12 protein-coding genes, 5 tRNA genes and 1 pseudogene are annotated in these 11,724 nt (G+C 69.9%); 4 read left to right on the top strand and 14 right to left on the bottom strand.

Annotation, left to right across the window (positions count from 1 at the left end):
- Positions 1-22 precede the first annotated feature (22 nt).
- Positions 23-994, bottom strand: coding sequence for a thiamine-phosphate kinase (locus KQY30_RS09395; RefSeq protein ID WP_046495893.1), 972 nt, complete (start codon positions 992-994; stop codon positions 23-25).
- 146 nt (positions 995-1,140) lie between these two features.
- Here KQY30_RS09395 and KQY30_RS09400 point away from each other — a divergent pair, with 146 nt between their 5' ends.
- Together KQY30_RS09400 and KQY30_RS09405 are read left to right on the top strand one after the other, a co-directional pair.
- A complete protein-coding gene (locus KQY30_RS09400; RefSeq protein WP_046495896.1) occupies positions 1,141-1,374 on the top strand; it encodes an Lrp/AsnC family transcriptional regulator in 234 nt (77 codons plus the stop codon).
- Between the two features lie 20 nt (positions 1,375-1,394).
- The gene (locus tag KQY30_RS09405; protein ID WP_217306441.1) at positions 1,395-1,877 is read left to right on the top strand and encodes a DUF3515 domain-containing protein; all 483 of its coding nucleotides are present in this window, start codon (positions 1,395-1,397) and stop codon (positions 1,875-1,877) included.
- Positions 1,878-1,904: 27 nt separating this feature from the next.
- On the opposite strand, the gene KQY30_RS09410 is transcribed toward KQY30_RS09405, so the two are convergent.
- From KQY30_RS09410 to KQY30_RS09420, 3 genes are all read right to left on the bottom strand, one after another.
- Positions 1,905-3,077: a D-alanine--D-alanine ligase family protein gene (locus tag KQY30_RS09410; RefSeq protein WP_217306442.1), complete on the bottom strand. Its 1,173-nt coding sequence runs from the start codon at positions 3,075-3,077 to the stop codon at positions 1,905-1,907.
- 91 nt (positions 3,078-3,168) lie between these two features.
- A complete protein-coding gene (locus tag KQY30_RS09415) occupies positions 3,169-4,170 on the bottom strand; it encodes an NAD(P)H-dependent glycerol-3-phosphate dehydrogenase (protein WP_217306443.1) in 1,002 nt (333 codons plus the stop codon).
- Positions 4,167-4,919: a 1-acyl-sn-glycerol-3-phosphate acyltransferase gene (locus tag KQY30_RS09420; protein WP_217306444.1), complete on the bottom strand. Its 753-nt coding sequence runs from the start codon at positions 4,917-4,919 to the stop codon at positions 4,167-4,169. Before KQY30_RS09420 ends, KQY30_RS09415 begins: the two co-directional genes overlap by 4 nt.
- A gap of 157 nt (positions 4,920-5,076) precedes the next feature.
- Here KQY30_RS09420 and cofC point away from each other — a divergent pair.
- Positions 5,077-5,724: pseudogene (cofC, locus tag KQY30_RS09425) on the top strand (2-phospho-L-lactate guanylyltransferase); the annotation flags it as partial.
- Between the two features lie 402 nt (positions 5,725-6,126).
- Here the strand turns inward: cofC and KQY30_RS09430 are convergent.
- The 4 genes from KQY30_RS09430 to leuC all read right to left on the bottom strand — a co-directional run bounded on the left by KQY30_RS09430 (position 6,127) and on the right by leuC (position 9,313).
- On the bottom strand, positions 6,127-6,777 hold the full coding sequence (locus KQY30_RS09430; protein ID WP_217306446.1) for an HU family DNA-binding protein: 651 nt from the start codon (positions 6,775-6,777) through the stop codon (positions 6,127-6,129).
- Positions 6,778-6,920: 143 nt separating this feature from the next.
- A complete protein-coding gene (locus KQY30_RS09435) occupies positions 6,921-7,148 on the bottom strand; it encodes a hypothetical protein (protein WP_217306447.1) in 228 nt (75 codons plus the stop codon).
- 114 nt (positions 7,149-7,262) lie between these two features.
- Positions 7,263-7,871 (bottom strand): 3-isopropylmalate dehydratase small subunit, encoded by a 609-nt coding sequence (gene leuD, locus KQY30_RS09440; protein WP_217306448.1) that lies wholly within the window; start codon positions 7,869-7,871, stop codon positions 7,263-7,265.
- Positions 7,872-7,873: 2 nt separating this feature from the next.
- The gene (gene leuC / locus KQY30_RS09445) at positions 7,874-9,313 is read right to left on the bottom strand and encodes a 3-isopropylmalate dehydratase large subunit (protein ID WP_217306449.1); all 1,440 of its coding nucleotides are present in this window, start codon (positions 9,311-9,313) and stop codon (positions 7,874-7,876) included.
- Between the two features lie 182 nt (positions 9,314-9,495).
- Here leuC and ndgR point away from each other — a divergent pair, with 182 nt between their 5' ends.
- A complete protein-coding gene (ndgR, locus tag KQY30_RS09450; protein WP_058942291.1) occupies positions 9,496-10,212 on the top strand; it encodes an IclR family transcriptional regulator NdgR in 717 nt (238 codons plus the stop codon).
- Positions 10,213-10,401: 189 nt separating this feature from the next.
- Here ndgR and KQY30_RS09455 read toward each other — a convergent pair.
- The 6 genes from KQY30_RS09455 to KQY30_RS09480 form a co-directional block, all read right to left on the bottom strand.
- A tRNA-Glu gene (locus tag KQY30_RS09455) sits at positions 10,402-10,474 on the bottom strand.
- 19 nt (positions 10,475-10,493) lie between these two features.
- Positions 10,494-10,565 (bottom strand) — tRNA-Gln (locus tag KQY30_RS09460).
- Between the two features lie 26 nt (positions 10,566-10,591).
- Positions 10,592-10,664 (bottom strand) — tRNA-Glu (locus tag KQY30_RS09465).
- A gap of 61 nt (positions 10,665-10,725) precedes the next feature.
- Positions 10,726-10,798, bottom strand: a tRNA-Glu gene (locus KQY30_RS09470).
- Positions 10,799-10,817: 19 nt separating this feature from the next.
- A tRNA-Gln gene (locus KQY30_RS09475) sits at positions 10,818-10,889 on the bottom strand.
- Between the two features lie 87 nt (positions 10,890-10,976).
- The gene (locus KQY30_RS09480; protein WP_217306450.1) at positions 10,977-11,699 is read right to left on the bottom strand and encodes an HAD family hydrolase; all 723 of its coding nucleotides are present in this window, start codon (positions 11,697-11,699) and stop codon (positions 10,977-10,979) included.
- Between the last annotated feature and the right edge of the window lie 25 nt (positions 11,700-11,724).

The raw sequence follows: 11,724 nt of genomic DNA on the forward strand, positions 1-11,724 counted from the left end.
CGCGAGTCCGCCGCCGGTCTCCCTAGCGGTGGTCCTCGATGTCCCCGAAGTGGTCCCAGCCGCCCTTGCTGGTCCAGGGCGCCCCGTCGACCGTCACCTGGGGCAGCGCCGAGACATTGAGCACCTCGCCGATCACCTTCCAGCGGGCCGGCAGCTTCACATCGGGCGGGAAGGTGGCGACGATCGCGTGGTCCTCGCCCCCGGTCAGCACCCACTGGAGCGGATCGATGCCGACCGCCTGGCCGATGTCGTTCATCTGCGAGGGGATGTCGATCAGTCCGGAGCGCAGATCGATACGGACCTTGCCGGCCTCCGCGATATGCCCGAGGTCGGCGACCAGTCCGTCGCTCACATCGGTCATGGCGGTGGCACCGAGCCCGGCCGCCGCGGGACCCGCGTGGTACGGCGGTTCCGGTCTGCGGTGCGCCTCGACAAAGGCGCGCGGCGAGCGGAAACCGCGCGAGAGCACCGCGTGCCCGGCAGCCGACCAGCCCAGCCAGCCGGTGTACGCGACCACATCGCCGGGCCGGGCCCCGGACCGGGTCACCGGCTCGTGGTTGCGGAGATCACCGAGGGCGGTGATGGCGATGGTGATGGTGTCCCCCCGTACGACATCGCCGCCGACCACCGCCGCGCCCGCGACCTGGCACTCGTCCCTGATGCCGTCCATCAGCTCGGTGGGCCAGGTCACCGGCAGTTCGGCCGGTACGACCAGACCGAGCAGCAGCGCGGTGGGGACCGCGCCCATCGCCGCGATGTCGGCGAGGTTCTGCGCGGCGGCCTTGCGGCCCACGTCGTACGCCGTCGACCAGTCGCGGCGGAAGTGCCGCCCTTCCAGCAGCAGATCCGTACTCGCCACGACCCGTCGGTCGGGCGCGGCCACGACCGCGGCGTCGTCGCCCGGCCCGAGCCGCACCGCCGGGGTGGTGGTGAGCCGGGACGTGAGTTCTCTGATGAGCCCGAACTCCCCCAACTCGCCCACGGTTCCCTTCACCGAGACTCCCCTCTCGTCAACTTCTGTCTGCCGTACGTTGTCCCGTGGGCGCCACCGGGACCCCGGGTCTCCCCGCGGCCCGTGGCGACGCGATACCGTGGCGTCCCTTCTCCCCACATGATCCTCGTGGCCGCCCTGGAGGTTCCGTGGTACAGGCGTACATCCTTATTCAGACCGAGGTGGGCAAGGCGACGACCGTCGCCGAGACCATCGCCAAGATTCCGGGAGTGACCCAGGCCGAGGACGTCACCGGTCCCTACGATGTGATCGTGCGCGCTCAGGCGGACACTGTCGATGAGCTGGGGCGCATGGTGGTCGCCAAGATCCAGCAAGTGGACGGCATCACCCGCACCCTGACCTGCCCGGTCGTGCACCTCTGACCCCCGTTTACCCTTGGCCGGTGACCCGTTCCCGCCGCAGGCTATCCGGCCGCCGTTCCGCCCGCCTGTCCGCCGTCCTTCTGCTGGCGGCTTTGGCGGGCTGTGCCTCTCAGGACGCGCCGTCGGTCGCGGTTCCCGCTCCGCCCCCGGGAGAGGCGGCGCTGTGCCGGGCCCTGCACGGGGAACTGCCCGGCAGCATCGGGGATCTCGGCCGGAACGATCCCGAACCGCGCTCCGAACTGACCGCCGGGTGGGGGGACGCCGCGATCGTACTGCGCTGCGGCGTCCCCCGGCCCGAGGGGATGAGCGATCCCCAGGCGAAGGCGGTGGAGGCGGACGGCGTCAACTGGATGCTGGAGGAGCGGGACTCGGGCCCGCGGTTCACCACCACGTACCGCGAGACCTATGTGGAGGTCACGATGGACACGCGGTTCGCGCACGACTCCACTCCGCTCGCGCGGCTCGCGAAGCCGGTCGCGAAGACGATCCCGCCGAGCCTCTGACGCGCGTACGGCCCGCAGTCCCCGCGGTCAGCGCAGACCGGTCGGGCGGCGCAGCGCGGCCTGGATCAGCCGGTCGATCAGCTCCGCGTACCCCACACCGCTCTCCTGCCACATCCGCGGATACATGGAGATCGGCGTGAAGCCGGGCATCGTATTGATCTCGTTGATCACGAACCCGCCGTCCTCGGTGAGGAAGAAGTCCGCCCGGACCAGCCCCTCGCAGGACGCCGCCTCGAACGCCTCGACCGCGAGCCGCCGTACCTCCGCGGTCTGCTCCTCGGTGAGCGGCGCGGGCACCAGACCGGTGGCCGAGTCGATGTACTTGGCCTCGAAGTCGTAGAAGTCGTGTGCGGTGACCGGCGGGATCTCGGCGGGCACACTGGCCCGCGGCCCGTCCTCGAACTCCAGCACCCCGCACTCGATCTCGCGCCCGCGCAGCAGCGACTCGACGAGGATCTTGGGGTCGTGGCGCTGTGCCTCGGCGATCGCCTCGTCGAGCCCCGAGGGACCGTCGACCTTGGTGATGCCCATGGACGAACCGGCGCGCGCGGGCTTCACGAAGAGCGGCCAGCCGTGCTCCGCGGCGAAGTCCACGATCTTCTTACGGGCACCGGCGCCCTTGGATCCCTCGGGCCCCAGCTCCCATTCGCGGGGCCTGATCACCAGATACGGACCGACCGGCAGCCCGAAGGAGGTGAACACCCGCTTCATGTACTCCTTGTCCTGCCCGACGGCCGAGGCCAGGACCCCGGCGCCGACATAGGGGACTCCGGAGAGTTCGAGCAGCCCCTGGAGGGTGCCGTCCTCACCGTACGGGCCGTGCAGTACGGGGAAGACGACATCGACCTCGCCCAGCGCCTTGGGCACGGAGCCCGGCTCGCTGTAGACGACCTCGCGGTTGCCGGGGTCCACGGAGAGGACGACCCCGCCCTCCGTGGACTCGGCGAGCTGCTCGACACTCGGCAGGGCGCGGTCGGCGATGGCCATCCGCTCGGGGTCGTCGGCGGTGAGCGCCCAGCGGCCGTCGGTGGTGATCCCGATGGGCAGGACGTCGTACTTCGTACGGTCGATGGACCGCAGTACGGCTCCGGCCGTGACCACCGAAATGGCGTGCTCGGAGCTACGGCCGCCGAAGACGACGGCCACGCGCGGCTTGCGGAGCTGCTGCTCAGGGCTCTGGGAGGAGTTCTCGCTGCTCATATCGCGATGAGCGTACCTGGTGGTAGCGCGTGAGTCAGCGTTGCTCGCCGCCGAGCCGGGGGAGCCCGCCGGCCGGTCGCACCCGCCCGGGTCAGAGACGCTCCGGCTTGGCGCTGCGCCCCATCAGTTCCTTGACCGCGACGAGCGGCGACTTCCCGTTGTGGACGATGTCCACGACCGTCTCCGTGATCGGCATCTCGACGGCGTGGCGCCGGGCCAGATCGAGCACGGACTCGCAGGACTTGACGCCCTCGGCGGTCTGGCTGGTGACCGCGATGGTCTCCTGGAGGGTCATCCCACGGCCGAGGTTGGTGCCGAAGGTGTGGTTGCGGGAGAGCGGTGAGGAGCAGGTGGCGATCAGATCGCCCATGCCGGCGAGGCCGGAGAAGGTGTGCGGGTCGGCGCCCATGGCGAGCCCGAGCCGGGTGGTCTCGGCGAGCCCGCGGGTCATCAGGGAGGCCTTGGTGTTGTCGCCGAGCCCCATGCCGTCGGCGATGCCGACCGCGAGACCGATCACGTTCTTGACCGCGCCGCCGAGTTCGCAGCCGACCACATCGGTGTTGGTGTACGGGCGGAAGTACGGGGTGTGGCAGGCGGACTGGAGCCGCTGGGCGACCGACTCGTCCCGGCAGGCGACCACGGCCGCGGCCGGCATCCGGCCGGCGATCTCCTTGGCGAGATTGGGTCCGGTGATCACCGCGACCCGCTCGGCCGGTGCCTTGGCGACCTCCTCGATCACCTCGCTCATCCGCTTGGCCGTGCCGAGTTCGACGCCCTTCATCAGCGAGACGAGCACGGTGTCGGAGGGCAGGACGGGCGCCCAGGCGGCGAGGTTGCCGCGCAGTGTCTGCGAGGGCACGGTCAGTACGGTGAACTCGGCGCCGTCCGCGGCCTCGGCCGGGTCGGTCGTCGCCCTTACGCCCACGGGGAGTTCGAAGCCCGGCAGATAGTCCGGGTTGGTCCGGGTGGTGTTGATGGCCTCGACGACTTCCGCGCGGCGGCCCCAGATCGTCACCTCGCATCCCGCGTCGGCGAGGATCATGGCGAACGCCGTGCCCCACGAACCCGCTGCGAAGACCGCGACCCGCGTCACTTGGACCCCTCTTCCGCGGCTTTGCGCCGCTGTTCCGCCCGGGCCTTGCGATGGTCGTACAGGGCCTCGGGCACCGGCTCTCCGCGTACCTCGGAGAGCAGTTCCGTGATGGCGGCCATGATGACCTCGGTCGCCTCACGGAGCAGTTCGGGGGTGGGTTCCTGGCCTTCGAACCGGGAGAGATCGACCGGCGGGCCGGCCAGCACCTTCAGCGTCTTGCGGGGAAAGAGCTGGAGGCGCTTCTCCTTCGCGTACGGCGGCATCGCCAGATTGGCGCCCCACTGCGCGACGGGAATGACCGGGGCCTTGGTGAGCAGGGCGACCCGGGCGGCGCCGGTCTTGCCGGTCATCGGCCACATGTCGGGGTCGCGGGTGAGGGTGCCCTCGGGGTAGAAGGCGACGCATTCCCCGCGCTCGATGGCGTCGACGGCGGCGCGGAACGCGTCCAGCGCGTCGGTCGTCTCGCGGTAGACGGGAATCTGTCCGGTGCCCCGGAGCATCATGCCGACAAAGGAACCCTGGAAGAGTCCGGCCTTCGCCAGGAATCTTGGCACGCGTCCGGTGTTGTACTGGAAGTGCGCGTAGGAGAGAGGGTCCAGATAGGAGTTGTGGTTGACCGCGGTGATGAATCCGCCGTCGGCCGGAATATGTTCCCGGCCTCGCCAGTCCCGCTTGAACAGAACGACCAGCGGCGGTTTGGCGATGACGGCCGCCAGGCGGTACCAGAAGCCGATTCTGCGGCGGGACACTCGGACACCTTCCTCTTCGCGCCTGGCTCATTGCCCGGCTGCCGGGGGTCAAGTGTCGCCCCGGGCCCCTGCTCTGTCGAGAACACCGTACGCCCCGCTTCCTGGACCGGCCCTGTGGGCCGTCACGGTGCCGGGCCACAATAGAGGGCCGATTCACATGGACGGAGAGTTCGCCACGGACACCGACCCGACCTCGCGCTGGTCCCTGGTCGTTCCGCTGAAGCCCCTGCGGCTGGCCAAGAGCAGGCTCGCCGTGGCCGCGGGCGAGACCCTGCGGCCACGGCTCGCGCTGGCCTTCGCACAGGACACCGTGGCCGCGGCGCTGGCCTGCCCGGCCGTACGGGATGTGGCGGTCGTCACGGACGACCCGACGGCGGCGGCGGAGCTGGCGGCGCTGGGCGCGCGCATTGTGCCGGACTCCCCGGCGGACGGTCTCAACGCGGCGCTGGCGCATGGCGCGCGGGCGGTCAGGGCGGGGCGTCCGCGGGCCGCGGTGGCCGTGCTCAACGCCGATCTCCCGGCGCTGCGGCCCGCGGAGCTGGGCGCGGTCCTGGCCGCGGCGGAACCATTTCCGCGTGCTTTTCTCGCGGACGCCGCCGAAATCGGTACGACATTGCTGACGGCGGCCGCGGGCACGGAATTGAATCCGGCTTTCGGCGGTCCGTCCCGCCTTCGGCATTTGTCCTCGGGCGCGGTGGAAATTGTCCTGGCCGGGGTGGATTCCGTACGGCGTGATGTGGATACGGGCGCCGATCTGCTGGTGGCCGCGGAGCTGGGCCTCGGCCCGCACACGGCTCTGCGGTACGCGGCGCACGGCCCGCTTCCCGCGCACCGGCCGGGAATCCGAACGGCCGGGGCTCCGGGCGGCGCGGGCACGGCACGGGCGCGGGAGCGGCGGTACGCTGCGGCCATGCAGGCCACTTCGTACACCTACGACTCCGAAACCCGCGCCGGGAGCGTGCTGCTGGACGACGGCACCCCGGTGGAGTTCGACACGGCGGCGTTCGACGCCGGCGGGCTGCGGATGCTGCGCCCGGGGCAGCGCGTGCGGATCGAGACCGAGGGCGAGGGCGCGTCGCTGCGGATCACGCTGGTGACGCTGTACACGTTCTGACGCGCGCGTCGCGGCACTTCGGGCACCTCCGACACGCCGCGGGCCGGGCTCCCCGAGAGGAGCCCGGCCCGGCGCGTGTGGCTCTGTAACCGCTCACTTCCCCCTGGTGACGGTCTTCTTCGCGGTGGTGGTGCGTGCGACCGCCTTCCTGGCGGGCGCCTTCTTGGCCGTGGCCTTCTTGGCCGGCGCGGTCTTCTTCGCGGTGGCCTTCTTGGCCGTGGCGGTGGCCTTCTTGGCGGTCTTCTTCGCCGCCGTGGTCTTCTTCCCCGCCGTCTTCTTGGCGGCTGTCGTCTTCTTGACCGCGGTCTTCTTCGCCGCGGTGGTCTTCTTGACCGCGGTCTTGCGGGCCGCGGCCGTCTTGGCGGTGGCCTTCTTGGCCGCGGCCTTCACGGTCGTACGGGCGGAAACCCCGCCGGAGAGGCTGCCCTTGGGGGCCTTCTTGACGGCCACATCGTTCTTGGGAAGCTTCTTCGAGCCGCTGACCAGGTCCTTGAACCCCTGTCCTGCGCGGAAGCGGGGCACCGAGGTCTTCTTGACCCGGACGCGCTCACCCGTCTGCGGGTTACGGGCGTAGCGGGCCGGGCGGTCGACCTTCTCGAACGAGCCGAAACCGGTGACCGAGACACGGTCCCCGGCGACGACCGCGCGGACGATGGCGTCGAGTACCGCGTCGACCGCGTCCGCGGCCTGCTGACGGCCGCCTACCTTGTCCGCAATCGCTTCTACGAGCTGCGCCTTGTTCACGTCTTCCCCTTCGGAGACATTGCCAGAACGAAAGTGTTCAAGCTTTTTCGCACGTTAGGCAGATATATACCGCAAATCAAACACGAAACGGGCTAATCACCCTAGTGCCGCAACGAAGTCGACCTGGCGGAGATCCGCGGAGGTCAGTCACCTTCGGGAAAACGACCCTCGTCAAGGTCCTTCATCAAGCGCTCCAGACGCCTTGCCGCGTCCGGGAGATCGTGTTTCGCCGCGGCCGTGATGACCAGCAGCTTCCGCGAGAGCGCCATCCGTACACTCTCCGGGACTTGCAGCGTGCGCACCCTTGTGTGCGCTTCCTTCAGTTGTTCGGCGACCAACCCGTAGAGCTCGAGTTGGCTGTCGCGTTCCATGCACCGATTGTGCCATCTGGGGCGAGTTGTCGCCCGAGGGGGGCTCAACAAGCGACCGCACCCCCTGCCGGAGGGCAGGGGGTGCGGTCGGGGAGAGGCGTCGATCAGGCCTGATCAGGCGGTAATGGTCCGTGGTTTGAAGGACGGCCTGGCGGCTTCGTAGGCGGCGATCTCCGCTTCGTTCTGAAGGGTGAGGCTGATGTCGTCGAGCCCGTTCAGCAGCCGCCAGCGGGCGTTCTCGTCCAGTTCGAAATCGGCGGTGAGCCCGGTCCCGTCGGCGCCGGAGGCCCTGACCTGGCGTGCTTCGAGGTCCACGGTGATCCCGGCCTCGGGGTCGCTCTCCGCGATCTCCCAGAGGGCGTCGACGACCGGCTGGTCCAGAACCACGGTCAGCAGACCGTTCTTGAGCGAGTTGCCGCGGAAGATATCGGCGAACCGGGAGGAGATGACGGCCTTGAAACCGTAGTTCTGGAGGGCCCATACGGCGTGTTCGCGGGAGGAGCCGGTGCCGAAGTCGGGTCCCGCGACCAGGACCGTGGCGCCCGCGTACCGGGGCTGGTTGAGCACGAACTCCGGGTCCTTGCGCCAGGCCTCGAACAGCCCGTCCTCGAAGCCGTCGCGGGTGACCTTCTTGAGCCAGTGCGCCGGAATGATCTGGTCGGTGTCGACATTGCTGCGGCGCAGCGGGACCGCGCGGCCGGTGTGGGTGGTGAAGGCTTCCATGGTTATCGCGCTCCAGCGGGCGTAGGGGCGCCGGCACCGGCGTCGGACAGATCGGCGGGCGAGGCCAGGTGGCCCAGGACGGCGGTGGCGGCGGCGACCTGGGGGGAGACGAGATGGGTACGGCCGCCCTTGCCCTGCCTGCCCTCGAAGTTGCGGTTCGAGGTGGACGCGGAGCGCTCGCCGGGCGCGAGTTGGTCGGGGTTCATGCCCAGGCACATCGAGCAGCCGGCGTGCCGCCACTCGGCGCCCGCGCCGGTGAAGACCTTGTCCAGGCCCTCCTCGACGGCCTGGAGGGCGACCCGTACCGAACCGGGGACCACCAGCATCCTTACGCCGTCGGCGACTTTGCGGCCGTCCAGGACCGAGGCCGCCGAGCGCAGGTCCTCGATACGGCCGTTGGTGCACGAGCCTACGAAGACGGTGTCCACGCTGATGTCGCGCAGCGCCTGCCCGGCGGTCAACCCCATGTATTCCAGGGCCTTTTCGGCGGCGTGCCGCTCCGAAGCGTCCTCGTACGAAGCGGGGTCGGGGACATGCGAGGAGAGCGGCGCGCCCTGGCCGGGGTTGGTGCCCCAGGTGACGAACGGGGCCAGTTCCGTGGCGTCGACGAAGACCTCGGCGTCGAAGACCGCGTCGTCGTCGGTGCGCAGCGTCTTCCAGTACGCGACCGCCGCGTCCCAGTCCTCGCCGCGGGGGGCGTGGTCGCGGTCCTTGAGATAGGCGAAGGTGGTCTCGTCGGGGGCGATCATGCCCGCCCTGGCGCCGGCCTCGATGGACATGTTGCAGATGGTCATCCGGGCCTCCATCGAGAGCTTCTCGATGGCCGGGCCGCGGTATTCGAGGATGTAGCCCTGGCCGCCGCCGGTGCCGATCCTGGCGATCACGGCGAGGATCAGGTCCTTGGCGGTGACGCCGTCGGGGAGTTCGCCGCCGACGGTGATGGCCATGGTCCTGGGGCGGGCCAGCGGCAGGGTCTGGGTGGCGAGGACGTGCTCGACCTGGCTGGTGCCGATGCCGAACGCCAGCGCGCCGAAGGCGCCGTGGGTGGAGGTGTGGCTGTCGCCGCACACCACGGTGGTGCCGGGCTGGGTCAGTCCGAGCTGCGGGCCCACGACATGGACGACGCCCTGCTCGACATCGCCCAGCGGGTGCAGCCGTACGCCGAAGTCGGCGCAGTTCTTGCGGAGCGTCTCCAACTGGACCCGGGAGACCGGGTCGGCGATGGGCTTGTCGATGTCGAGGGTCGGGGTGTTGTGGTCCTCGGTCGCGATGGTGAGGTCGAGCCGCCGGACCTGCCGACCGCTCTTACGGAGGCCGTCGAAGGCCTGGGGGCTGGTCACCTCGTGCAGCAGGTGCAGATCGATGAAGAGAAGGTCGGGCTCGCCCTCCGCGCGCCGGACGACATGGTCGTCCCAGACCTTCTCCGCGAGTGTCCTACCCATCGCTTTCCCTCCGGCCGGTCCGTCGTGGCCGGCGCTCCTAGAGATATGTGGGCCCGCGTCCGCTCTCCCCGTGCCCGGACGCCGGCTGGGGGCCCGTGGTCCGCGGGCCGTACCCACCAGGTTGGCAAGTTCCCCGCGAAAAGGAACTTGCGTTTCACAGAGTGAGACGCGAGTATCGTTTCATGGACAACTCTAGCGGCGTCGGCGTTCTCGACAAGGCGGCTCTGGTATTGAGCGCTCTGGAGTCCGGTCCGGCCACCCTGGCCGGGCTGGTCGCGGCGACCGGGCTCGCACGGCCCACGGCCCACCGGCTCGCCGTGGCACTGGAACACCACCGGATGGTGGCGAGGGACATGCAGGGTCGGTTCATTCTGGGCCCCCGGCTGGCGGAGCTGGCCGCCGCGGCCGGCGAGGACCGGCTGCTGGCCACGGCGGGGCCCGTGCTCACGCATCTGCGGGATGTCACGGGCGAGAGCGCGCAGCTCTACCGGCGCCAGGGCGACATGCGGATATGTGTGGCGGCGGCCGAGCGGCTGTCCGGACTGCGGGACACGGTCCCGGTCGGCTCGACCCTGACGATGAAGGCGGGCTCCTCGGCCCAGATCCTGATGGCCTGGGAGGAGCCGGAGCGGCTGCACCGCGGTCTTCAGGGGGCCCGGTTCACGGCGACGGCGCTCTCGGGCGTACGGCGCAGAGGGTGGGCCCAGTCGATCGGCGAGCGCGAGCCGGGCGTGGCCTCGGTCTCGGCGCCGGTGCGCGGTCCCTCGAACCGGGTGGTAGCCGCCGTCTCGGTATCCGGACCCATCGAGCGGCTCACCCGGCATCCGGGCCGTATGCACGCACAGGCCGTGATAGACGCCGCGGGCCGGCTGAGCGAGGCACTGCGCCGCTCGGGCTGAGGTCCCGCCCCTCTTTCTGGCACCGGTCGGCCGCTCCAGCGCCGCAGCGGCCGGGCCGGTACGGGCCGGGGATCCGCTCAACCGGCACTCCGGCGGCCGAGGTTGAGCACGCCGGGATTGGGCACGCTGGGATTGAGCACGGAGCACACGAAAAAGCCCTTCGCGTGCGAAGGGCTTTCCCTGCTTCTGTACCCCCGACCGGATTCGAACCGGCGCTACTGCCGTGAGAGGGCAGCGTGCTAGGCCGCTACACAACGGGGGCGTTGCAGAGAAGATCTGCGCTGGGCTACCAGGACTCGAACCTAGAACAACGGAACCAGAAACCGTCGTGTTGCCAATTACACCATAGCCCATGGTCGTTCAAGTCTTCTCAGACCCGTACCCCCGACCGGATTCGAACCGGCGCTACCGCCTTGAGAGGGCGGCGTGCTAGGCCGCTACACAACGGGGGCCCTGGCGATCCTGCATCGACGCGGCCGGGTGCGACCCGACGGCATCGGAGAGAAGGATCTGTACCCCCGACCGGATTCGAACCGGCGCTACTGCCGTGAGAGGGCAGCGTGCTAGGCCGCTACACAACGGGGGCGTTGCAGAGAAGATCTGCGCTGGGCTACCAGGACTCGAACCTAGACTAACGGAACCAGAAACCGTCGTGCTGCCAATTACACCATAGCCCACCAAAACTCAACCCCCCGTACGGGGGCTAATTTGGCTTGCGCTCCCGGCCGGACTTGTCGGCCCTCCCGGGCGGCGCAGGAAGAACATTACCCGATGGCGGACACCGCTCCAAAACGAGTATCACCGCGCAGCAGAGCGGGAAGCTGGCCGAGATCGGTGATCCGTACCAGCTCAGGACGGCCGCCCACGCCGGCCCGGTCCAGCCACACCCCGGCGAGCCCCGCGGCGACGGCTCCGCCCGCGTCGATGTCCGGCTCGTTGCCCACGTACACCACCTCGTGCGGGTCCAGGGCGAGGGTGTCGCAGGCGGCGTGGAAGGCGGCGGCGTCGGGCTTCGACACGCCCAGCTCAGCGGCGCAGAGCACGGCCTCGAAGTGATCGCGTACCCCCAGCGCGGCGAGCTTGCGGTCCTGGACGCGGATGCTGGAGTTCGAGAGGACGGCCTGGCGGTAGTCGGGCGCGAGCCGGTCGAGCACGGCGACGCTGTCGGGGAACAACGTCCAGGCGGCTTCGTAGTGAACGATGTACCGGTCGAACCAGCCGTCCGCCTCAGCGTCGCCGAGGCCGTCGGCACCGGTGAAGGTACGGACCCGGTCGCGCCGCTGCCCCTGGAAGTCGGTCTCCCCCGCGGAGAACCGCGCCCAGTGCAGATCGGTGATCTCCCGCCAGCGCGTAAGGGCCTGGTCGACGGATTCGAATCCGCCGTCCAGGCCCTCGGCCACGAGATGGTCCCGCATTCCGACACGGTCGGCGTTGGAGTAGTCGAACAGGGTGTCGTCGATGTCCCACAGCACGGCGCGGATAGGCATGCGCCCGACAGTACTGCGCTTCTGA

This window comes from Streptomyces sp. GMY02, assembly GCF_019056675.1.
Taxonomy (GTDB): Bacteria; Actinomycetota; Actinomycetes; order Streptomycetales; family Streptomycetaceae; genus Streptomyces; species Streptomyces odonnellii.